We start from the raw sequence: 21,868 nt of genomic DNA, 5'->3' as shown, positions 1-21,868 counted from the left end.
GAACCGCCGTGGCGCGCGCACATAGAATATAAGGCAGGGGAACGGGGCCGAAGCATGCTTTCGGAGTGTGGTAGGCCATGTTCAAACGCGGAGAAATCTACTTTGCCGACCTGGACCCCGTGGTGGGGTCGGAACAGGGCGGGGTTCGCCCCGTGCTGATTATTCAAAATGATATGGGGAACCGCTACAGCCCGACGGTCATCGTGCTGGCGATCACCTCGCGCCTGGGCAAGACGAAGCTGCCCACGCACGTCGTGATTCCGGCAGGGGAAAGCGGGCTGCTGAAGGATTCGCTGATTCTCGCCGAGCAGGTGCGCACGCTGGAAAAGCGGCGGCTTGGACGCCGCGTGGGTCAGCTCCCGGAGGAGCTGATGCGAAGCGTTGACGACGCCATGCGCGTATCGCTCGGTTTTTCGCCCAAAGAGGCATAAATTGCGGGCGCGGACTTTCCGCGCCCGCCCTACCTGATTTTAAAGGAGACAACGCGCATGCAGGACAAAAAGAAGCTCGTCAACATGGGAAAGGCCTACGCGCAGATGCTGCTCGGCTGCCTGATCGCGGGCATCTCGTTTTCGCAGTTTTTCGTTCCCAACGACATCGCGCCCGGCGGCGTGACGGGCATTGCGACGCTCATCGCCGCGGGCACGCACTGGCCGGTCGGCCTGCTCAGCGCCGCGCTGAACATTCCGTTGTTCCTCGTCGGCTACAAGGCGGTAGGACGAAGGTTCGTCTTCCGGTCATTCCTGTCGATGCTGGGGCTCTCTCTTTGCATCGATATTCTGCCGCAGCAGGCCGTCACGAACGACATGATGCTTTCCAGTCTCTACGGCGGCATTTTGCTGGGCATCGGTTTGGGGCTTGTGCTGCGAGGCGGCGCGACGACGGGCGGCACAGACCTGGCTGCGCAGCTGGTACATAACCGCTTCCCCGTCATCTCGGTAGGGACCTTTCTGTTCGGAATCGACTGCGTCGTGGTGTGCGCGGCGGGCGTGGTGTTCGACCCGCAGGCGGCGCTTTGGGCGCTGATCGCCCTGTTTATCTCCACCAAGGTGATGGACATCGTGCTGCAGGGCTGGAATACCGCGCACCAGTTCTTCATCATATCGGATCAGGCGGCCCGGATCGCCCAGCGGATCAATCAGGAGATGGATCGGGGAGCCACGCTGCTTTCCGCCCGCGGAAGCTACAGCGGCGAGGACAAGGGCATGGTCTTTTGCGTCATCAACAAGAATGAAATGACGCAGCTTAAGGAGATCATCGCCTCCGAGGACGAGCGTGCGTTCGTCACGGTCAGCGAGGTTCATGAAGCGATGGGCGAAGGATTCTCCGGGCTCAAAAAATGAGCCTGCATTTGTGAAACTTGTTAAAATATTTTCATTTTTCCATTCAAAATACGCTTCCAAAAGGGATAAAAACCTGCTACAATACAAAGGGACAGGCTGCTGGACACCCGTTCGGCGGCGCATTATTCTAAGGAGGTTTTCTCGTTATGAAGAAACTTGCTTCTATGTTCTTGGCGCTCGTCATGGTGCTGAGCATGGTTTCCTTCGTCGCGGCGGAGGACACCTACGATCTGGCGCTGATTACCGATATCGGCACCATCGACGACAAGTCCTTCAATCAGGGCGCGTGGGAAGGCGTCGTGGCGTATGCCGAGGCCAACAACGTCACGCACAAGTACTATAAGCCGACCGAAAAGTCCACGGACGCGTATCTGGCCGCGATCGACCTGGCCGTGAACGCCGGCGCGAAGACGATCGTGACGCCGGGCTTCCTGTTTGAAGAGCCGATTTACATCGCGCAGGACATCTATCCCGAAGTCAACTTCATTCTGCTGGACGGCGAGCCGCACAGCGCGGACTATGCGGATTACCGCACCGAGAAGAACGTGATGCCGATCCTGTACGCGGAGCAGGAAGCCGGTTTCCTCGCCGGTTACGCGGTCGTCAAGGCCGGTTACACCAAGCTGGGCTTCATGGGCGGCATGGCGGTTCCCGCTGTGATTCGCTATGGCTACGGCTTCGTACAGGGCGCTGAAAAGGCCGCTGAGGAGCTGGGCATCTCCGAAATCACGATGAACTATCACTACACCGGCGGCTTCGACGCGACCCCCGAAGCCCAGACGCTGGCGGCTTCCTGGTACAACGACGGCGTCGAAGTGATTTTTGGCTGCGGCGGCGCGGTCGGCAACTCCGTCATGGCGGCGGCCGAAGCGGCCGGCAAGTTCGTGGTGGGCGTCGACGTCGACCAGAGCAGCGAATCTGAGACGGTCATCACCTCTGCGATGAAGGGCCTCTCCGCTTCCGTTGAAGCGGCGATCGCGTCCATCTACGCCGGCGAGTTCAAGGGCGGCGAGACCGCCGTGTTCAGCGCTGCCAACAACGGCGTGCAGCTGCCGATGGAGACCAGCAAGCTGAACGACTTTGACCAGGCTGCGTATGACGAGCTGTTCGCAAAGATTGTTTCCGGCGAGTACGTCATCAACGCGGACACCGCGGCGGACGTGACCACGCTGGGCACCATCGTGAAGGTGACCGTCGTCGAGTAAGCCTTCCGAAAAAAGGTCCGAATAAGCGGGCGGGCGTTGAACGCCTGCCCGCTTTTTTAGGGAACACCGTTTCCATTTGTTGACGCTTTTGCCGTGCAATGCCGGACGCACTGCAAAAGCGCCGGCCTGAAAACAAGTTACTGAAGGAGTGAGAGCATGGACTACGTCATCGAGATGCTGCACATCACGAAGGTCTTCCCGGGCATCGTGGCCAACGACGACGTGACGCTGCAGCTTCGGCGCGGCGAGATTCACGCGCTGCTGGGCGAGAACGGCGCGGGCAAGTCTACGCTGATGAGCGTGCTGTTCGGGCTGTATCAGCCGGAAGAGGGCACGATCAGGAAGGATGGCAAAGAGGTCAAGATCAAGGACCCGAACGACGCCAACGCGCTGGGCATCGGCATGGTGCATCAGCACTTTAAACTCGTGCATAATTTCACCGTGCTGGAAAACATCATTCTCGGCGTGGAGACGACGCAGGGCGGATTTTTAAAGATGGACGATGCGCGCAAGAAGGTGGTCGCCCTCTCCGAACAGTACGGCCTGAAGGTCGATCCCGACGCGCTGATCTCCGATATCACCGTCGGTATGCAGCAGCGCGTCGAAATCCTCAAGATGCTCTACCGCGACAACGAGGTGCTGATCTTCGACGAGCCGACCGCCGTGCTGACGCCCCAGGAGATCGACGAGCTGATGCACATCATGAAGCACCTGACGGAGGAGGGCAAGTCGATCCTTTTTATTACCCATAAGCTGGAGGAGATCAAGAAGGTCGCGGACCGCTGCTCGGTGCTCAGAAAGGGCAAGTACATCGGCACCGTGGACGTGCAGACCACGTCGAAGGAAGAAATGAGCGAAATGATGGTCGGCCGCAAGGTGAACTTCGCCGTGGAGAAGACGCCTGCGCAGCCCGGCAAGCCCGTGCTCGTCGTGCAAAACCTGACGGTGCGGGGAAAGCACCACCACAAGGCGCTGGTGGACAACGTCAGCTTCAACGCGCGTCGCGGGGAGATCGTCTGCATCGCGGGGATCGACGGAAACGGCCAGTCCGAACTGGTATATGCCCTGACAGGGCTTATGCCCGTGGAGAGCGGCAAGGTATATCTGGGCGAACGGGAAATCACACACTTCTCCGTTCGCGAGCGCAACGTCGCGGGCGTCAGCCACATCCCGGAGGACCGGCACAAGCACGGCCTGGTGCTCGACTATTCGCTGGCGGAAAATCTGGTGCTCAAGCAGTATTTCACGCCCCGCTTTGAAAAGCGCGGATTCCTTAAGTTTGCGGATATCGAGCGTTACGCGGACAAGCTGATTGCCGATTACGACATCCGCAGCGGCCAGGGCGCGCAGACCTCCGCGCGCAGCATGTCCGGCGGCAACCAGCAGAAGGCCATCCTCGCGCGCGAGATCGATTTGGGCAACGACCTGCTGATCGCGGTGCAGCCCACGCGCGGACTGGACGTGGGCGCGATCGAATACATTCATAAGCAGCTGGTAGCCCAGCGCGACCGGCAGAAGGCGGTGCTGCTCGTGTCGCTGGAGCTGGACGAGGTGCTCAACGTCGCCGACCGCATCCTCGTCATGTTTGAGGGACGTATCGTGGCCGAGCTGGAGGCCAAGAACACCACCGCGCAGGAGCTTGGCCTGTACATGGCCGGCAGCAAGAAGGAGTGAGAAGCATGCGAAAAATACTAGAATCTAAAGGATTTTCCAGCGTCGCTTCGTCCCTGATTGCCATCGTCGTAGGCCTGCTGTTCGGCTTTGTGATCCTGCTCATCTCCAATCCGCAGCAGGCGGTGCAGGGGCTTGGCATCATCATGGCGGGCGGCTTCACGGGCGGCATGAAGGGCCTGGGGCAGGTGCTCTACTTTGCGACGCCCATCATCATGACCGGCCTATCCGTGGGGTTTGCCAACAAGACCGGTCTGTTTAACATCGGCGCGGCGGGTCAGTTCATCGTGGGCGCGTTCGCGGCGGTGTACGTCGGCGTGCATTGGACCTTTCTGCCCGGCGCGACGCACTGGATCGTCGCGCTGCTCGCGGCGATGGTGGCGGGCGGCATCTGGGGGGCGGTGCCCGGCATCTTCAAGGCGCTGCTGAACGTGAACGAGGTCATTTCCTCCATCATGATGAACTACATCGGCATGTACGGGGTGAACTACCTCGTCAAGCAGACGGTGTATAACCAGCTCAAGAACGAGTCGATGACCGTCGCCGCGAACGCCGCGCTGCCCAAGGCGGGGCTGGACGGCATCTTCAAAAACGTGATCGCAGGCGGAAAGCGGTTGGACATTTCCAGCGTCAACGCGGGCATTCTGATCGCTATCGCGATGGCGGTCGTCATCTACATCCTGCTCAATAAGACGACGTTCGGCTATGAACTGAAGGCCTGCGGCTACAATCGGTTTGCGAGCCAGTACGCGGGCATCAACGAGAAGCGAAACATCGTCCTATCCATGGTCATCGCGGGCATGCTCGCAGGTCTGGGCGGCGCGCTGCTTTACCTCGCGCCCGGCAGCGGCAAGCACATCGTCGTCGTGGACGTGATCGCGGCGGAGGGCTTCAACGGCATCCCGGTCGCGCTGCTCGGCATGAACAACCCGATCGGCATCATCTTCTCGGGCATCTTCATCTCTTACATCACGCTGGGCGGCAACTATCTGCAGCGGCTCAACTACATGCCGGAGATCATCGACATCATCATCGCCGTCATCATCTATTTCAGCGCGTTTTCGCTGCTGGTGAAGCAGTTCATCGCCCGCACCGTGCAAAGGCGCGAGATGCACGAGGAAAAGGAGGTCAAATAAATGGAGATTCTGTACTTCCTCGTTCAGCAGACCATGTTCTTTTCCATTCCGCTGCTGATCGTCGCGCTGGGCGGCATGTTTTCCGAGCGCAGCGGCGTGGTGAACATCGCCCTGGACGGCATCATGATCATGGGCGCGTTCTGCGGCATCTTTTTCATCAATCGGATGCAGGGGAGCATGAGCGGTCAGGGACTTCTCATCCTGGCGATTCTGGTTTCCATGGCCTCCGGGATGATTTTTTCAGTGCTGCACGCCTATGCGGCGGTAAACCTTCGGAGCGATCAGGTCATTTCGGGTACTGCGCTGAACATGTTTGCCCCGGCGTTTGCCATTTACATGGCGCGTTCGCTACAGACAAACGGCGTGCAGCAGGTGCAGTTCACCAATACCTTCCGAATCGAAAAGGTGCCGGTGCTTGGCGATATCCCCGTGCTCGGCAACCTGTTCTTCCGCAACTGCTACATTACGACCTACATCGGTTTTGCGATTCTCATCATTTCGGCGGTCGTGCTGTACAAGACGAAGTTCGGCCTTCGCCTCCGCGCTTGCGGTGAGCATCCGCAGGCGGCGGATTCGGTCGGTATCAACGTCTACCGGATGCGCTACGCGGGCGTGCTGATCTCCGGCGCGCTGGGCGGTTTGGGCGGCCTGGTCTTCGTCATCCCGACCTCCACCAACTTCAACGCGACGGTGGCGGGCTACGGCTTCCTGGCGCTGGCAGTGCTGATCTTCGGTCAGTGGAAGCCGGTGCGCGTGCTGCTGGCGGCGCTCTTCTTCGGCTTGATGAAGACGCTCGCTTCGGCCTACTCGGGCATTCCGTTTCTCGCGTCGCTTTCCATACCCAGCGACTTTTACAAGATGTTCCCTTACGTCGCCACGCTGGTCGTGCTTGCGTTCACCTCCAAGAACTCACAGGCGCCTAAGGCGAGCGGCGTCCCGTACGACAAAGGCGGAAGGTAATTTTCTCTTTTCCGGAAGGCGTTTGCCTTCCGGATTTCTTTATACGGTCGGTACACATTTGTATACCGATATTGCTTGACAAAATGGGTAGACACTTGTACAATGATGGTGGACGGATTATTACCGACGCTCCGTGAGGTGTGCTGCGCGGGCTTCGGACGGAGAGGAGGAAAATGCTCTATGTTGGAAGAGAGAACGCCGCTGACGGACGCGGAATGGAAGATTATGACCCTGCTTTGGGAACGCAGCCCCCTGACGATGCCGCAGATTACCCACGCTCTGGAGGCGGAGACGGGGTGGACGAAGCATACGGTCATCACCCTGCTCAAGCGGATGATGCAGAAGGGAACCGTGCGCATGGAGGAGGCAGAGCCTGCCCGCCGCTACTACCCCTGCGTGGAAAAGGACAAGGTTGCGCGTGAACAGACGCAGACGCTGCTTTCGCGGCTGTTTGAGGGGCGCGCGTCGCTCCTGGTAAGCAACATGGTGGAGCAGGGCGAGCTCACGGACGACGAAGTGGACGAGCTGATGGACATTTTAAAGCGGGCGAAGGATCAGCTATGATCGAAAACCCCGTCTGACAGGACGATGAGGAGGATAAGAATGTTCACATCATCTTGGATGCATCATCTTTGGGATGCGAGCATCAGCGCGACGGTGTTGATCGCGCTGCTCTTGCTTGCACGCCGATTTGTGCGTACGCGCGTGGGCGGCGGAGCGGTCTATGCAGCCTGGCTGCTGGTTGCGCTACGTCTGCTCATCCCCCTGTCGCTACCCAATCCGCTGCTGACGAAGGCACAGCCTGCGCAGGACGCGTATCGGCGGCCAGTGACGATGGCCGCGCCAGCGGATGCAGCGGCGGATGTGCCCGCTATCACGCACATCGCTTCGCCGCAGAGCGTAAATGCGATGCTTCCGGCTGACGATGGAGATATGCAGCGAAAGCCGGAGAAGATGCCTGCGGATGCAGCTGCGCGCACGCGCGAGCAGGTACTTTTCATCTGCTATTTAATCGGAATGCTGGCGACGGCGGGGTATTTTGCCGCGGTCAACATACGCTTTCATGTTAAAACCCGGCGCGCGCGGGTCGGCTTGCTGGAGGGCGAGGGGGCGGCATCCTACGCGGCGCTTTGCCGGACGCTTCACATAAAACCTCTGCCCGTATGGAACTGCGATCCGTTGCCCGGCGCGTGTCTGGCGGGCTTGGCTCGCCCGTATATCGCCCTGCCGCTCACGGTGAACCGAAACGATCAGCGCCTCATGCTGACCCATGAGCTATGCCACGCGAAAAACCTCGATCCTCTTTGGGGGCTCGTGCGAAATCTCTGCTGCGTGCTGTTCTGGTTTCATCCGCTGGTCTGGCTGGGGGCGCACGCATCGCGCCTGGACGGCGAGATCGCCTGTGACGAGCGCGTAACGCAGTCGCTGACGAGCACGGAACGGGTCGAGTATGCGGACATGCTGGTGCGTCTGGCGCTTCGGCGGGGCACGCCACGGCTCGGCGTGCTGGCGACCGGCATGTCGATGAACGGCCGGCGCATGAAGGCGCGCGTTTGCTGCATCGTGCAAAACCGCAGGGTGCGTCGCGGCGCGATCCTGTCTTTAGCGTTGCTGGGCACTGCGCTGCTGACGATGACCTTCGCGACGGCGGAGGTGGAGCGGGTGGCAAAGCCTGAAGATATTCCCACCGAAGACGTGGAGGCGTGGACAGTCGTAAACGCAGAGGTGCTGGACGCGCTGGGATACCCGGCAGCGGAGGTTCGCGTGCGAAGGGACGCGTGCGAAGCGGACTATCCCGCGCTCGACGGGGAATGGGCGGTCACTGCGACGGCGGAGCATGCGCAGTTTAAAGACGGCACGATGCGCTACGAAACATCTGGCCCTTGGGTGCTCGAGGTGCAGCGGGTGGACGGCAGCGAGCGCTACGCCCTGACGGTAAACGCCGCGGGCGAGGTGCTGGAGTTTGAATTTGAGGCGGCTGAAGGGCTGGACGAAGTGGTCAGGACGGAACGGGTCGAGTCGATTTTTACGCCGCGCGAGCTGCGGTCGGAAGCTTGGAGGTTATCGCCCTTATGGGCAGAAGAGGATACGGAGGCGAGCGCGCTCGTCCGCCGGTCGGCCGGGCCAAACGAAGCAAAAACCAGCATCTTTGGCAGCGTATACGCAGAGGTCTATGCGGACGGAACGCGCGTGCGCAAGTTCTCCATGCGTCACAATGTTCCAGGAAGTCTGCTATGGCGTGTGCAGATGGAGCCGCTGCGCATTCTTTCCATGAAGTACTTCCAAAGCGGGATCCGGAGCACCGATTACGCGGTGCTCGAAACGGAGGAAGAGGCAAGCGCTTCCGTGAAGGCGTACTTGGAGAATGCGGGGTGGACGCCCGAGGAGATCGACAGACCGTTCATACGCACGGAGGGTGACTTCAGCTTTTATGGCGAATCTCAGCCAGAGGCGGAGGATGGGTGGTACGTGGCCTATCAGAGGCCGGGACGGCACGGCAACAACTTCTGGCGCATGGACATGCTGCAGGACGCGCCGCAGCAGCGAACGATCACGGAATCGGAACGCGGCTGGGCCTCGCAGAGGGCAAGAGCGTTTGTGCAGGAAAATCGCCTGAAAAAATATAATCTTACGATCGGGGAAATCGTGGTCGAGGACGCGGTGCAGGTTTACCCGGACGGCGAGGTCGTTCGCGTGACGGTGCATTATCAAGATGAAGATTACGAGCGCATGGATGAACTGAGCATCCGGCTGAGCCCAGAGGCTGTTCTCAAGATGAACTACACCTTCAAGCGGATTCGCTGGGACGAGGACGATGTCAAGCTGGAAGTCCTGGGCTCTCTAAAGATTTTTACGGGCATCGAGGCGGACGCCACTGAGGCAGAGGTGGTGGAGGGGGCGCGTAAAATCCACGTCTTCGGCGGCACGCGGCAGGGCGCGCGGGATCTGTGGACAGCGGTGTACGACAAGGAGACGAACTGCGTGGAGTCCTTCTGGACAGCGGACGCGATAGCGCCTGCGGGAGAGGCAGGACTCCGGCGTCTTGAACCCTGGGAAGAAAACGCGGTTCAAGCGTGCGCGCACACGTTTGGCGCGGCCTGCGGGCAAGAAGTCCAGGCTGCGACCATTCTGGGGCCCGCACGGTGGGTTGACGGCAGGGAATTCGTGGATGTGGACGTCCTATTTACAGATGGCTCCGCCGAAAGCGTGACGATATCGGTGGGAGAAGGGGCCGTGCGCGCATGGGGAAGGCGGGCGGAGGAGCAGAAAGCGAATCCTCTCTACGACGAAGCGGCAGCACGGCAAACGATGGAAATGTATCAGCAGGCGAGCGGCGGCACCTGCGGTATGGCAAACGAATGCGATGCCACGATTGAACGGGTGGACGACAAGTTCGTCTGCCGCTGGATCGATCGAAAGACGGGGGAAGTCTTCGCGTACTTCACGATGGAGGCGGAGAACTGCCAGCCCATATCCCTTCACGACCTGCGCGGCGAGGCGGACACGGCGGTTCAGATTGACGAGACGCTCTCCGAAAGCGCCATTGCGCTTGGAAAAGAGCACTTGATGCGATATTACCTTAACGACGCAGGACCTGAGATCGTGAAAACCCAGGTTCTGGGGGCAAAGGGGCGGGCGCGTTCGGCGCAGGTCTATAGCCTGCCTTTGGCACCTGAATCATTTATAGAGGCGGCTCGGCGGGAGCAGACGGAGAACGCGAAAGCGGATTCCTGTGTCGAGGTAGACCTGCAGATCGATGTAAGCGACGGACGTACGTACCGGCTGCGCGTAGATGCGAGACACGGCGGCGTTTTCGCGTGCTATGCATTGGCCGGGGGCGAATGAGCATTGGCCATGAGATGGAGGGATTGGGAGATGAAAGTCATTGGATTCTTAGAATATCTGCTGGAGGCAAGCATCGGTGCGGCGGTGCTGATCCCACTCGTATTGATCGCGCGCCGTTTTTTTCGGGTGCGCGTAGGCAGCCGCGCGATCTATCTGGCGTGGCTGCTAGTAGCATTGCGGCTGCTCATTCCCCTATCGCTGCCCAATCCGCTGCTGGTGAAGGAGGCCGACGCGTCGCGGAGGGCGCCGGCGACGGAGCCTGTAAGCGGCGCCATTCCGGCCTCCATGGGGGGAGCGGCCGGGCAGAATGCGGACATAGACGGCGGAGCGCCGTTGGATTCCGTGCTCTTTGACACGGCATGGATGAACGGCCCGACAACGGAAGCGAGGAAGCTGAACACGCAGCCTGCGGCGTCCGATGTGCCCGACATGGCTGTACGCGCGCCGCTCAGCGTGGAGCAGCGGCTCTTCTGCGTGCATGCGGCCGGGGCGGCATCGGCGGCGCTGTACATGCTGATCGCCAACCGACGCTTTCGGCGGCGGATCGTCCGGGCGCAGGCGGGCGGCCTGACGGGCGATGCACAGGCCACTTACGAGGAACTCTGCGGGGCGCTGCGCATGCGCCCTCTGCCGGTCGCCTATGCAGACCCGCTCTCAGGGGCGTGCCTCGTCGGCGCCTTGCGCCCGCGCATCTTCCTGCCGCTCGCCATGCGCAGAGAGGACGCTCGCTTCACATTGCTGCACGAGCTCTGCCACGCCAAGGCAGGGGACGGTCTTTGGGGGCTGCTGCGAAACGTCTGCTGCGTGCTGTTCTGGTTTCATCCGCTGGTCTGGTTGGGTGCGCACCTGTCCCGGCTGGACGCGGAAATGGCCTGCGACGAACGAGTGACGGAGCGGTTATCAGCCTTGGAACGCGTGGATTACGCAGAAATGCTCGTGCGGGCGACGGTCGGGCACGGAACGCCTGGCATCGGCGTGCTGACCACGGGCATGTCGATGAACGGTAAGCGCATGAAGGCCCGCGTCGCAGGTATCGTGCGCAGCCGGGGCGTGCGCCGGTCAGCGCTTGCCGTGGCTGCGCTTGCAGGCGTCGTCCTGCTCGTCGCGACGTTTGCCACGGCGGAGGTGGAGCCGCATACCCTCGACGGCATCCCGGCGCACGGCGATTCCTCTACGGGCGGTGCAGCCTTGCCCGTCGCGGACGCGGAGGGCGGGCTCGTCAGCCGTATGGAGGAGCAGGGCGCACCGTCGCCTTCCGCCGCGCAGAAGCTGAAGGCTATCGAGGCCAAGGCGTCCGTGCTGGAGGCCCTGCAGCTTCCCATCGAGGGCATTACCGTCGCGGAGGGGGCTTGCGAGATCGACTGGAAGCTGCCCGAAAGCGGGCTTGCGCGCATGCAGATTCACGATGCGAACGGCAACGTCCTGACGGATGAGGCGGTGGCGGTCGGAACGCACAGGGGAACGTACCCCGCGCTCTATGGATTTGCAGCGCCCTGGACGTTTACGCTGACCGGGAACGACCTGTCGGTCACGACTTTTTCCATGGATGCGGCGGGGGCAATCACGAGCTACGACGCGGGCATCCGCCCGGACGAGGCGCTGCGCACGGAGCAGCTGTTCGTGGAAGGCGTGACGGAGGCTTCCATGTTTTCAGATGCTTTCGAGCGGAACCGTGCGATTCAGCTCGCGCGCCATGTGGGGACGTATTATGACGCGGATGGCGAGGAGGCGCGAAGAAGCCTGGTGCTCCGGGCGACCGGCAGCGGCATCGCCGGAATCGGCGGCACGGACGATCGCTGCGAGGTCTACGATGCATTTGGGCGCGTGCGCAAGTATTGGGTCATTTCGCGCGAGGGAGAGCAAAAGCATTGGGCCTTCCGGGTACAGGTAGACCCCCCGCGCATTCTGAGCATGCAGCAAAGCATACAGGAAGCGGGCGAGGTTCGCGAAATGAGCGCGTACATCGTCTATCCCACGGCGGAAGAGGTGATTGCGGATACGCGAAGTTTCCTGAAGGAGAAGGCTGGATGGAGCGAGCAGGACGTGGAAGCGCCAATCCTCTCCTACGTCCGCAGCGAGGAAGGGGCGCGCACGGCGCTTTACGGTGAAACCGCCGAGAACGCGCGCGATCTGTGGCATGCGGAGTACATAGGCGTTCATCGTCATCTCAGCGATTTCTGGCGCATGGATGTGATGCAGGATTCGGCGGAGCAGCGCCCCGTTACGGAGGCGGAGCAGGCGCTGGCCGCGCGGCTGGCGCGCGAATTGGCCGGGAATACGAGAGCATTCGATTACGGGGAGGTGGAAAGCGCCGAAGTAGAGGCGCAGGTGCACGTCTATGGAACGGAGGAAATTGCGCGCGTTTGGCTCAGTTACCAGCACGGGGAGCACTACGACCGCGCATGCGTGAGGCTGAATCCCCCGGCGGTGCTGGCGCTAACGCACGATCCGGACGTAAAAGGGACGGCGGATTGGCCGGACGCGGAGGTGCCGCCGGAAATCCTTTCGGCGTTGGGCCTGCCGATCACCGGCCTTCGCCTTACGTCGTCGGCCTGCGAGATGGACTGGAAGGAGGTCAGCGGCTGGACGGCCCGGTGGGCGGATGCGGAAGGGCAGCAATTCGAGCTGCTGGAAGGGACGCGCCTGCTGCGCCATAGCACCCCCTTCGGCAGGCCGGCGCCCTGGACGCTGACGATCGAGCGCGATGGGATGGTGCTGCACACGCTCGTCCTGAGCGAGGAGGCGCAGGTTCTATCCTACGCGTACGGCGGCTACCCGGACGACGTGGCGCTGAAAACAGAGCCTGGGCTGGGGCGCAGCGGGTTCGAGGTAGAGCCTGAGGTTCTGGAGCAGCTGCTCCGCGCGGCGGGCGCCGCCAGCGGGCAAGCCGTCGGTTCGCAGTTTACGGAGGTGCGCGCGCTCGCGGGTGAGGTGCGAAAGTACGACATAAGCACGGACGTTGGACGGTACTGCGCGACCGCGCAGACGAACGGGGAGCGCATCCTGTCATTCTATCTGAAAAACGATGAGGATGCACATTACATGGACATGATCTTCGCGCCTACGCGAGAGGAGGCGGTCGAGCTCACGCGGACGTTCCTGATTGAGACGGCGGGATGGCTTCCCGAAGAGGTCGATTCGCCGCAGCTTACGGTTATCGACCGCCCCTTCGCAGGGGAAAGGTTTGGCTACGATTTTTACGGCGAATCGGAGGCGGGAGTACAGGACCTTTGGTACGGCAATTTCCTCGGCGGCTGGCGGCACCTGAATGCCTTCTGGATGCAGGCGGTGCTGAAGGATGCGCCCGCTGCGCGTGTGATTACGGAAGCGGAACGCGCGGACGTCGAGGCATATGCCCGCGAATTCGTGGAAAAGACGCGTGAGATGTATACGTTGCCGAAGCTCACGGCGAAGGCTGAGGATTCTGTGCGAATCTACGACTTCGGCGAGGTGGTGCGCGTGGACGTTGACGGCGCGGACGGCGTCATCGATACGCTGCACGTCCGTCTGACGCCCCGTTCGGTGCTCTATCAGAACAGGGGCGACAACGTAAAGAAGACGTCGCCTTGAATGGATAAATGAAATAGTAAGTTTGATTTACTTCAATTTTGAGGTTAAATCCTGGATAAATCGAAAGATTTATCCGGGATTTCTTGCAAATTTAAAGAAAAATGACAAAATACACTTGACGATCGTATGCTGATGCGGATATAATACACCGTTGATTTTTTACTGTGCGCCTTTGAGAACGGGAGTGAGCGGATGAACACCAAATTTGTATTCGTCACCGGCGGCGTCGTGTCCTCGCTGGGCAAGGGCATTACGGCGGCATCCCTCGGGCGGCTGCTGAAGTGCCGCGGCCTGAGCGTCTCCATTCAAAAATTCGATCCGTACATCAACGTCGATCCGGGAACGATGAATCCCTATCAGCACGGCGAGGTGTTCGTCACGGACGACGGCGCGGAAACCGACCTCGATTTGGGTCACTATGAGCGCTTTATCGATGAATCGCTTACGCAGGCGGCGAACGTGACGAGCGGACGCGTGTACTTTACGGTGATTTCCAAAGAGCGCAAGGGCGAATATCTGGGCGCGACCATTCAGGTCATACCGCACATCACGAACGAAATCAAGCGCCGCATCCTGGAGGTGGCGCATCATGAGCCCGCGCCGGACGTGGTTATCACCGAAATAGGCGGCACGGTTGGAGACATCGAATCACAGCCTTTTCTGGAGGCGATCCGCCAGCTTCGCGCGGAGCTGGGGCGCGAGAACACGCTGTACCTGCACGTGACGCTCGTGCCCTACATCGCAGCAGCGGGAGAGCTCAAAACCAAGCCGACGCAGCACTCCGTTAAAGAACTCGCAGGGCTCGGCATTCAGCCGGACGTTATCGTCTGCCGTACCGAGCACGACATTCCCCGCGAGGTGCGCGAAAAGATCGCCATGTTCTGCAACGTCGAGGCGGGGAGCGTGTTTGAAAACCAAAACGCGCGCTCCATCTACGAGGTGCCGCTGCTGCTGCACGCGGAAGGTCTGGATGCACAGGTGTGCAGGTTGCTTCACATCGATGCGCCCGAAGCCGATCTTACGCAGTGGCGCGCCATGGTTGAACGGCAGCTCACCCCCCTGCGCACTGTCCGCATCGCGCTGGTCGGGAAGTATGTGGAGCTGCCGGACGCGTACCTGAGCGTCGTGGAGGCGCTGACGCATGGCGGCATCGCCCATCACGCAAAGGTCGAGATCGACTGGGTGCCTGCGGAAGCTCTGACGACGGAGAACGTCTCGGAGCGCCTGCGGGAGGCGCAGGGAGTGCTCGTGCCCGGCGGTTTCGGCTCGCGGGGACTGGAAGGAAAAATTGCGGCCATTCGGTACGCGCGCGAGCAGCGCAAGCCCTTTCTGGGCATCTGCCTGGGCATGCAGATGGCGGTCGTGGAGTTCGCGCGGAACGTGCTGGGCATGACCGGTGCGAACACCAGCGAGGTGGAGCCGGATACTCCCTATCCGGTCATCGACTTGATGCCCGACCAGCAGAACGTCGATGAAAAGGGAGGGACGATGCGCCTGGGGCGGTACCGCTGCCGGATCGAGCCGAACACGCTCAGCAAGACGGCTTATGGAGAGGCGGAAATTATGGAACGGCATCGCCACCGCTACGAGTTTAACGACGCTTTCCGCGCGCGCTTCGAGGAGGGCGGCATGCGCGTCGCGGGCGTCAATCCGGAAAGGGGGCTCGTGGAAATCGTAGAAATAACCGGCCATCCGTGGTTTGTGGGTGTTCAATACCACCCTGAGTTCAAAAGCCGGCCCAACCGTCCGCATCCGCTGTTTCGCGACTTCGTGGGCGCGGCGCTGAAGCTGAAACCGTCCGCCGCACAGGAAGCGAATCAGGGAGGATGTATTCAGATCAAAAACAGACAAAAATAGTTCCTGCATGAAGGGAAAACGACAAAAATGCAAGTATCAACATAAAAAGTTTCATAAAGCGCTTGCAATCGACCGGGATGGATGATATAATTCGACCATTCAAAACGGAAAAAGCTTGTGCAGACGCCGGAGCCGGCGCCCGCAGCCTACGGATCAGGGGGGCGATGAGAGATGGCCGAGTTTGCCGTTCACACTATCATGCTGGCCGCGCCGGAGACGGTAGCGGTGCGCCTCAAGGGCATCCTGGAGGATGCCGGGTATGCCCTGGATATCATCGCGCATACCGGTGAGCAGGCGATTCGGGCGGCGCAAGATGGGCATCTGCCCGGGCTATTGGTCACGACCTATCGTTTGCCGGACATGACGGGTCTTTCCCTCATCCGCGAACTGGGCGAGCTGGGCGGCGCTTTGCTCATTGCGCCCCAAGGCGTTTCGCAGGAGGGGCTGCCGGAGTGCGTGGTGCCGCTGTCAAACCCGATCAACCGCGAGGCGTTTTTGCAAAGCGTAGCGGTGCTGCTGCGCATGAACGAACGGATTTTGCGCCTGGGGCGCGAGGTCAACCGGTTGACCCGCACACTTGACGAGCGAAAGGTCATCGAACGCGCGAAGGGGATGCTGATGGATTCGATGCACATGAGCGAGGCGGAGGCGCATCGCCGCATGCAGAAGATCAGCATGGACAGCGGCAAGCGTCTGTATGAGGTAGCCTGCGGCATCCTTGAGCCGCAGGCATCGCAGGCGGGTTAAAGTTCTGCAGGCGGAAGGGGCTCACGGATAAGGGAGGGGGACGATGCATGCTGACGATGTACGGGACGCCGCTTTGCCCGGATTGCGTGGAGGCAGAGGCGGCGCTCAAGGCGAAAAAAATTCCGTTTGACTACGTCGACATCACGGAGTCCACCGCAAACCTGAAGGCGTTCCTGAAACTGCGGGATGAAAGCCCGTTATTCGACGAGGTCAAGGCGGCAGGCGGGATCGGCGTTCCCTGCTTCATCCTGCCTGGCGGGCGCATGACGCTCGACGTCCAGGAAGCGCTTTCTTTGTAAGACTCTTTGTTAGGTTTCTGCATTTAAAATCAGCCCTGCCTCCGCATTTGCGTGCGAAGACAGGGCTGATTCATCTTTGCGCCGGTGTTCACTCGCCCGCTGGCGCATCCTCGGCGTCGGGTTCGCCCTGGAAGGAGGCGAGCCCGGCGACGGCACTGACCGGCAGGGAAAAGACGATGGACTGGGCCTTGCTCTGAGCGCCGGCCCCCTCCATAATGGCGCGCATAATGGGGGTGCGGTCTCCGGCGCGGCAGACGATGAGCACGAGTTCCTTTTCGGCGGCAATGGATACGCCAAAGAATTTTTCGGCCAACCCGGTTCCCGTGCCCTTGGCGTGGACGATCGTGCCGCCGCTGGCCTTGGCTTTGCGTGCGGAGGCCATCACCAAATCCGTGTAGCCCGTATTGGCGATCGCGACGATCAGCTCGTGATCCTGTTTTTCCATGCGTCTTTCCTCCTTGGCCGCCTGGCGGGCGGTATCGTCTATCGATTGGCCGATGAGCACCTGCGCGGCGGTTTGGCCGCCGAGGCTGGCGATGGGAACGGAGACCGCAATGCCGTTGCCCGCGATGTCGATGTGCAGGGTGTGCACGAGGGAATGCAGCAGCTTTTTTTCGGCGCGGGCGTCGCATGCGCATACCAGCACCGTCTTTTCGCTCGCTTCCAGCCCCAGAAAATGCAGCATGCTGCGGGTCGCGGTGCCGCTGGCGGGGATACCCAACACCGTCTGTACGCCGAGCTCGCGGTACAGGCGGAGGTAAGCTTCCGTGTAGTCACGGTTTACGATGGTCAGAAGCAGGTTATACGTACTCATGTTTCACCTCACGACAGGTCGATGATGTCTTCGACGATCACAGCCGCGTCGGACGCCGGACGATGCGCACTCTTGTACTTGAAGTACAGCCCCATGATCTGAATGGTGATGAGCGGCGTCATCGCGACCATGGCAACCACGCCGAACGCATCGGCGACGATGTTGCCGCCGACCGCGTCGCAAGCGCCCATCGCGAACGGAAGAAGGAATGTCGCCGTCATGGGGCCGGAAGCGACCCCGCCGGAGTCGAAGGCGATGGAGGTAAAAATCTTGGGTACAATAAAGGAAAGCACGATGGCGGCGGCATAGCCGGGAACGAGATACCACATGATCGAAATGCCGGTAAGCACGCGGGTCATGGAGAGGCCGAGGGAAATAGAGACGCCCACAGCGAGGGCCGTGTTCATCGCTCCCTGAGGGATCGCGCCGGAGGTGATTTCCTCCACCTGGCGGTTGAGCACGTGTACGGCGGGCTCGGCGGCGACGATGAAGTAGCCGATGACCATGGCAATGGGAATGAGAATCCACCGGTAGGGGAGCTCTGCGATCATCTTGCCCAGGTAGTTGCCGGCGGGCATGAAGCCGACGTTTACGCCGGTCAGGAAGAGCACCAGCCCGACGAAGGTATAGAGGAAGCCGATACACATGCGCACGAAGTCCGCGGCCCCCAGGCGCATCGACAGCAGCTGGAACGCGAAGAAGAAGAGCACGATGGGCATCAGGGCGGCGAATACCTCGTGCAGATAGGTGGGCAGGGCGGCGGTGAAGAGCTGCATCAACCCGCGGGAATCCGCCACGTCCGGTACGGTGACCGGCACGTAGCTGCCGCTGCCCGTGTTGTAAAAGATGCCAAGCAGCAGCGTGGCCAGAATGGGCCCGACGGAGCAGAGCGCGACGAGGCCGAAGCTGTCGTTTTCCGCGTGCTTGTCAAAGCGCATGGCGGAAACGCCCACGCCCAGCGACATGATGAAGGGGACCGTCATGGGCCCTGTCGTGACGCCGCCCGCGTCAAACGCGATCGCCCAGAAATCGGGGGAAACAAAAAAGCAAAGGGCGAATACGATCCCATAAAAGAAGACGAGCATCGTCCCCAGACGTATGCCGAACAGCACGCGCATGAGCGCGGCCACCAGAAAGACGCCTACGCCCAGCGCGACGGACCAGATGATGACCGCGTTGGGGATGGAGGGCACCTGATTGGCGAGCACCTGCAGGTCGGGTTCGGAAATGGTGACGATGACGCCGATCAGGAAGCCGACGACGGCGACGATGAGGAGCCGCCGGGATTTGGTGATGGACGCGCCCAGACGCTCGCCCAAAGGCGTCATGAACAGATCCGCGCCGAGCGTGAAGAGGCTCATACCCAAGATCAGCATCGCCGCGCCGATGAGAAAAGCCGTCAGCGTAGCGACGGGAATGGGCGAAACGCTGAAGCACAGCAGCAGGACGATGAGCGTGATGGGTATGACCGAGGTCAGAGACTCCATCAGCTTTTCCTTCAGGACGCTGCGGTGCTGGTAAAAAAACTGGACTTTCTTTCCATGCTTTCCGATCAATGTCATCCCTCTCTTGCCGTTCTATATCTACAACCATTATATCATAAAGATTGTCTTTATACTATTCGCGGGAATGACAAATCGGCTGCATCGTGTGCAAAAGCAGGATTTTCAGGCGGCGCGTAGAAATGTGAAAACAGGCAAAGCGAGAGGGGCGAGAGAATGCATTTTACCAAAATGCAGGGCCTTGGCAACGATTACGTCTACGTGGATCTGACGCGCGAGCGCGTGGAGAATCCGTCTGCGCTGGCTGTCGCGGTCAGCAGGCCGCACTTTGGCGTCGGCGCGGACGGGCTGGTGCTCATCGGTCCTTCCAGGTGTGCGGACTTTTCCATGCGCATCTTCAACGCGGATGGTTCGGAGAGCGAAATGTGCGGAAACGCGACGCGGTGCGTGGGCAAGTACGTCTACGAGCGCGGGCTTGCGCGCCGGGAGCGCATTACCCTGGAGACGCTTGCGGGCATTAAGACGCTGTACCTCACGGTGGAAGACGGCGTTGTATCCCGTGTACGGGTGGACATGGGCGCGCCCGTGCTCGACGGGAAGGAGATTCCCACGACGCTGGGGACCGGGCGGGTGCTGCGTCAGCCGCTGGAAGTGGACGGCCGCGCGTTCGAGGTAACCTGCGTGAGCATGGGCAATCCGCATGCCGTCATCTTCCTGAATGAGGACGTGGAAACCTTCGACGTCGGTCGCTATGGCCCCCTGATCGAGCGGCACGCGGCCTTTCCCCATCGCACGAACGTGGAATTTGCGCAGGTGAAGGAAGAGGGACGCATCCGCATGCGCGTATGGGAGCGGGGAAGCGGCGTGACGCTGGCCTGCGGAACGGGCGCTTGCGCTACGGCGGTCGCAGCTTCGCTGTGCGGACTGGCCGGACGCAGGGCGATCGTGGAGCTGGACGGCGGAGAGCTGCTCGTCGAGTGGGAGGAGGACACGGTTTACAAGACGGGCCCCGCCGCATTCGTCTTTGACGGGGAGTGGACGGATCCCTGATCGGCGCATGACGGCGTTTCTTTTGAAAGGGACGCGGAGTCTTTTTCATCCGCACGTTTTTGTGATCCTGTATGGAAGATTTCAGTGCGGTCAAGCGTTCAGATAGTAGAACGATTTACAGTGTCGCGCGGCCTGCGCGGCGTTTCACCGCCGCTTCATGCGTCAAGGCGGAGAAGATACGAAGGGGGAGAACATCATGAGGAAAAGTTGGTGTGCATGCGCGCTGGGACTGCTGCTTTGCATGGTAAGCGTCTTCGCGCTTGCGGACGCCGCGGTCATCGACAACAAGAACGCGGCGGGCGGCAACAAGCGCCTGAACCTGCGCACGGACCCTGCGACGACTGCGGGAACCCTGGGTCTGCTCTATGACGGCACGCGGGTAGAGCGCCAGGAGAATGCGGGCGAGTGGTCCAAGGTGGAATTCGGCGGACAGACGGGCTACGTGCTTTCAGAATACCTCATCACGCCCGACGAGGCGGAGACGAAGGGCCTGGCGGAGGGCGGCTCCGGGGAGGTAGACGTCGCCTTGCCGCAGGAGATGCTGCAGCTGCGCGAGGAGCCCTCGGTCAAGGCCAAAGAGACCGCATCGCTTGAAAATGGAACGAAGATTCGCATCCTCGCCTTTATGGACGACTGGGTTTACGTGCGCACGGAGCAGGAGCCGGCGCTCGCCGGATATGCACTTTCAAAGTACGTGACGGAGAGCGAGCATCTCAAGTACCTGCTGGTTTCGGCGCCTGACCCGCAAAAGCCCGCCAAGCTGCGCGCGGATGCGAGCGCCAAATCCAAGGTCATCGGGAGCTACTACAACGGCGTGCAGGCCGTGAAGCTGTTCTCCTATCAGCGCGACGGCTGGGCGCGCGTGCGCATCGGGGACGTGGTTGGCTGGATGGAGGAGGGCGATCTGTCTGCCGAAACCGCGGAAAGGATTGCTTTTCCGTACTATCCGCCGGTCACGAGCATTTCCGCCAAGCGGACGGAGCTGCGCGCGCAGGCGGCGGAAAAGTCGGACGAGCTTCTGATCTGCGAAAAGGACGAATCCATCGAGGTGCTCGGCGAAAGCGGGAACGGCAAATGGCTGCATGTGCGCGTCTACGACGGCAATCCCTACGCGCTGACCGGACTGACGGGCTATGTGAAGGCTTCGTCCGTCGGAAAGCTCGCGCCCAATACCGACGGCATGCACGGCCTGTACGCGGTCGTCGCCCCGGACGAGGCGGGCAGCGGCCATACCAGCCTGCAGCCCATCTATAAGGAAGCGAAAAAGGACGCGGACGAACTGGGACTGTACTACCAGGGCGTAGAGGTAGAGCTGCTGGACCTGACGCTCAGCGCCTGGGCCAAGGTGCGCGCGGGCGGCCAGGAGGGCTTCATGTTGAAGGAAGACCTGCTGATCCGCAGCGGCGATTCCACGGCGGCGGCGATTTCGCCCGCGCCGCCGGAAGTGCAGGTGACGGCGCCCGGCGGTGTCACGATGCGCGCGCAGACCAAGTCGGATTCCAACGCAGTGCGCAGTCTTGCGGACGGCAGCCGCGTGACGGTGCTCGGCGTGCTGGGCTCCTGGTGCTGCGTGCGTTCGGAGGATCAGGCGGGCTTTGTGCCGCGGGCGCAGCTCTCGGGCGACATCGGCGGCTACGCGCGCACGAAGGAAAACAAGCTTGCGATGCGCAAGGACGCCACGAGCCAGAGCGATGTGCTGCTGCGCGTACCGCAGGGACGCCGCGTGCTGGTCATCGCGACCAACGGTGAATGGAAGTTCGTCGAATACGAGGGACAGCGCGGCTACATCATGAGCCAATACCTCGAGTTCGTCTACTGACGGCAGAAAAGACAAAAAATTCGACGCGATTTGTCGCGAGCCCGCACAA

The 21,868-nt window shown here is 61.1% G+C and carries 16 protein-coding genes; 14 read left to right on the top strand and 2 right to left on the bottom strand.

What is annotated here, in order from left to right; translation table 11 throughout:
* The first annotated feature begins 77 nt into the window (after positions 1 to 77).
* The 12 genes from C1725_RS12910 (at position 78) to C1725_RS12855 (ending at position 16,634) form a co-directional block, all read left to right on the top strand.
* Entirely contained in the window at positions 78 to 431 is a 354-nt protein-coding gene (locus C1725_RS12910; RefSeq protein WP_102412003.1) for a type II toxin-antitoxin system PemK/MazF family toxin, read from the top strand.
* Positions 432 to 488: 57 nt separating this feature from the next.
* Positions 489 to 1,343, top strand: a complete 855-nt coding sequence (locus C1725_RS12905; protein WP_102412002.1) for a YitT family protein — start codon at positions 489 to 491, stop codon at positions 1,341 to 1,343.
* 146 nt (positions 1,344 to 1,489) lie between these two features.
* The gene (locus C1725_RS12900) at positions 1,490 to 2,548 is read left to right on the top strand and encodes a BMP family ABC transporter substrate-binding protein (RefSeq protein ID WP_102412001.1); all 1,059 of its coding nucleotides are present in this window, start codon (positions 1,490 to 1,492) and stop codon (positions 2,546 to 2,548) included.
* Between the two features lie 156 nt (positions 2,549 to 2,704).
* A complete protein-coding gene (locus C1725_RS12895) occupies positions 2,705 to 4,222 on the top strand; it encodes an ATP-binding cassette domain-containing protein (protein WP_102412000.1) in 1,518 nt (505 codons plus the stop codon).
* Positions 4,223 to 4,227: 5 nt separating this feature from the next.
* Complete coding sequence (locus C1725_RS12890; RefSeq protein WP_102411999.1) at positions 4,228 to 5,355, top strand: ABC transporter permease subunit; 1,128 nt, start codon at positions 4,228 to 4,230, stop codon at positions 5,353 to 5,355.
* Positions 5,356 to 6,315: an ABC transporter permease subunit gene (locus C1725_RS12885; RefSeq protein WP_102411998.1), complete on the top strand. Its 960-nt coding sequence runs from the start codon at positions 5,356 to 5,358 to the stop codon at positions 6,313 to 6,315. It begins immediately after the preceding gene.
* 180 nt (positions 6,316 to 6,495) lie between these two features.
* Positions 6,496 to 6,879 (top strand): BlaI/MecI/CopY family transcriptional regulator, encoded by a 384-nt coding sequence (locus C1725_RS12880; protein WP_346026646.1) that lies wholly within the window; start codon positions 6,496 to 6,498, stop codon positions 6,877 to 6,879.
* A gap of 39 nt (positions 6,880 to 6,918) precedes the next feature.
* Positions 6,919 to 10,161 (top strand): M56 family metallopeptidase, encoded by a 3,243-nt coding sequence (locus C1725_RS12875; protein ID WP_346026645.1) that lies wholly within the window; start codon positions 6,919 to 6,921, stop codon positions 10,159 to 10,161.
* A 30-nt stretch (positions 10,162 to 10,191) separates the two neighbouring features.
* Entirely contained in the window at positions 10,192 to 13,731 is a 3,540-nt protein-coding gene (locus tag C1725_RS12870) for a M56 family metallopeptidase (RefSeq protein WP_346026644.1), read from the top strand.
* A gap of 192 nt (positions 13,732 to 13,923) precedes the next feature.
* Complete coding sequence (pyrG, locus tag C1725_RS12865) at positions 13,924 to 15,588, top strand: CTP synthase (RefSeq protein ID WP_102411994.1); 1,665 nt, start codon at positions 13,924 to 13,926, stop codon at positions 15,586 to 15,588.
* A 171-nt stretch (positions 15,589 to 15,759) separates the two neighbouring features.
* On the top strand, positions 15,760 to 16,335 hold the full coding sequence (locus C1725_RS12860) for an ANTAR domain-containing protein (protein ID WP_102411993.1): 576 nt from the start codon (positions 15,760 to 15,762) through the stop codon (positions 16,333 to 16,335).
* A 47-nt stretch (positions 16,336 to 16,382) separates the two neighbouring features.
* Entirely contained in the window at positions 16,383 to 16,634 is a 252-nt protein-coding gene (locus C1725_RS12855; protein WP_102411992.1) for a glutaredoxin domain-containing protein, read from the top strand.
* An 88-nt stretch (positions 16,635 to 16,722) separates the two neighbouring features.
* On the opposite strand, the gene C1725_RS12850 is transcribed toward C1725_RS12855, so the two are convergent.
* Together C1725_RS12850 and C1725_RS12845 are read right to left on the bottom strand one after the other, a co-directional pair.
* On the bottom strand, positions 16,723 to 17,448 hold the full coding sequence (locus tag C1725_RS12850; RefSeq protein ID WP_102411991.1) for a P-II family nitrogen regulator: 726 nt from the start codon (positions 17,446 to 17,448) through the stop codon (positions 16,723 to 16,725).
* Positions 17,449 to 17,456: 8 nt separating this feature from the next.
* The gene (locus C1725_RS12845; RefSeq protein ID WP_428829601.1) at positions 17,457 to 18,935 is read right to left on the bottom strand and encodes a DUF1538 domain-containing protein; all 1,479 of its coding nucleotides are present in this window, start codon (positions 18,933 to 18,935) and stop codon (positions 17,457 to 17,459) included.
* A gap of 231 nt (positions 18,936 to 19,166) precedes the next feature.
* On the opposite strand from C1725_RS12845, the gene dapF reads away from it, so the two are divergent.
* Both dapF and C1725_RS12835 read left to right on the top strand, forming a co-directional pair.
* Positions 19,167 to 20,000 (top strand): diaminopimelate epimerase, encoded by an 834-nt coding sequence (gene dapF, locus C1725_RS12840; RefSeq protein ID WP_102411989.1) that lies wholly within the window; start codon positions 19,167 to 19,169, stop codon positions 19,998 to 20,000.
* 196 nt (positions 20,001 to 20,196) lie between these two features.
* Positions 20,197 to 21,819 (top strand): SH3 domain-containing protein, encoded by a 1,623-nt coding sequence (locus C1725_RS12835; protein ID WP_346026642.1) that lies wholly within the window; start codon positions 20,197 to 20,199, stop codon positions 21,817 to 21,819.
* The last annotated feature ends 49 nt before the right edge of the window (positions 21,820 to 21,868 follow it).

Source organism: Beduinella massiliensis (genome assembly GCF_900199405.1).
Classification (GTDB): domain Bacteria; phylum Bacillota; class Clostridia; order Christensenellales; family Aristaeellaceae; genus Beduinella; species Beduinella massiliensis.
The sequence above is the reverse complement of the archived record's forward strand: the minus strand, read 5'-3'. Positions and strand labels throughout refer to the sequence as shown.

Excerpts from the sequence above, each read along its gene's own strand:
- C1725_RS12910 (WP_102412003.1), top strand. The coding sequence starts at position 78 with ATGTTCAAACGCGGAGAAATCTACTTTGCCGACCTGGACCCCGTGGTG.
- C1725_RS12905 (WP_102412002.1), top strand. The coding sequence starts at position 489 with ATGCAGGACAAAAAGAAGCTCGTCAACATGGGAAAGGCCTACGCGCAG.
- C1725_RS12900 (WP_102412001.1), top strand. The coding sequence starts at position 1,490 with ATGAAGAAACTTGCTTCTATGTTCTTGGCGCTCGTCATGGTGCTGAGC.
- C1725_RS12895 (WP_102412000.1), top strand. The coding sequence starts at position 2,705 with ATGGACTACGTCATCGAGATGCTGCACATCACGAAGGTCTTCCCGGGC.
- C1725_RS12890 (WP_102411999.1), top strand. The coding sequence starts at position 4,228 with ATGCGAAAAATACTAGAATCTAAAGGATTTTCCAGCGTCGCTTCGTCC.
- C1725_RS12885 (WP_102411998.1), top strand. The coding sequence starts at position 5,356 with ATGGAGATTCTGTACTTCCTCGTTCAGCAGACCATGTTCTTTTCCATT.
- C1725_RS12880 (WP_346026646.1), top strand. The coding sequence starts at position 6,496 with ATGTTGGAAGAGAGAACGCCGCTGACGGACGCGGAATGGAAGATTATG.
- C1725_RS12875 (WP_346026645.1), top strand. The coding sequence starts at position 6,919 with ATGTTCACATCATCTTGGATGCATCATCTTTGGGATGCGAGCATCAGC.
- C1725_RS12870 (WP_346026644.1), top strand. The coding sequence starts at position 10,192 with ATGAAAGTCATTGGATTCTTAGAATATCTGCTGGAGGCAAGCATCGGT.
- pyrG (WP_102411994.1), top strand. The coding sequence starts at position 13,924 with ATGAACACCAAATTTGTATTCGTCACCGGCGGCGTCGTGTCCTCGCTG.
- C1725_RS12860 (WP_102411993.1), top strand. The coding sequence starts at position 15,760 with ATGGCCGAGTTTGCCGTTCACACTATCATGCTGGCCGCGCCGGAGACG.
- C1725_RS12855 (WP_102411992.1), top strand. The coding sequence starts at position 16,383 with ATGCTGACGATGTACGGGACGCCGCTTTGCCCGGATTGCGTGGAGGCA.
- C1725_RS12850 (WP_102411991.1), bottom strand. The coding sequence starts at position 17,448 with ATGAGTACGTATAACCTGCTTCTGACCATCGTAAACCGTGACTACACG.
- C1725_RS12845 (WP_428829601.1), bottom strand. The coding sequence starts at position 18,935 with ATGGAGTCTCTGACCTCGGTCATACCCATCACGCTCATCGTCCTGCTG.
- dapF (WP_102411989.1), top strand. The coding sequence starts at position 19,167 with ATGCATTTTACCAAAATGCAGGGCCTTGGCAACGATTACGTCTACGTG.
- C1725_RS12835 (WP_346026642.1), top strand. The coding sequence starts at position 20,197 with ATGAGGAAAAGTTGGTGTGCATGCGCGCTGGGACTGCTGCTTTGCATG.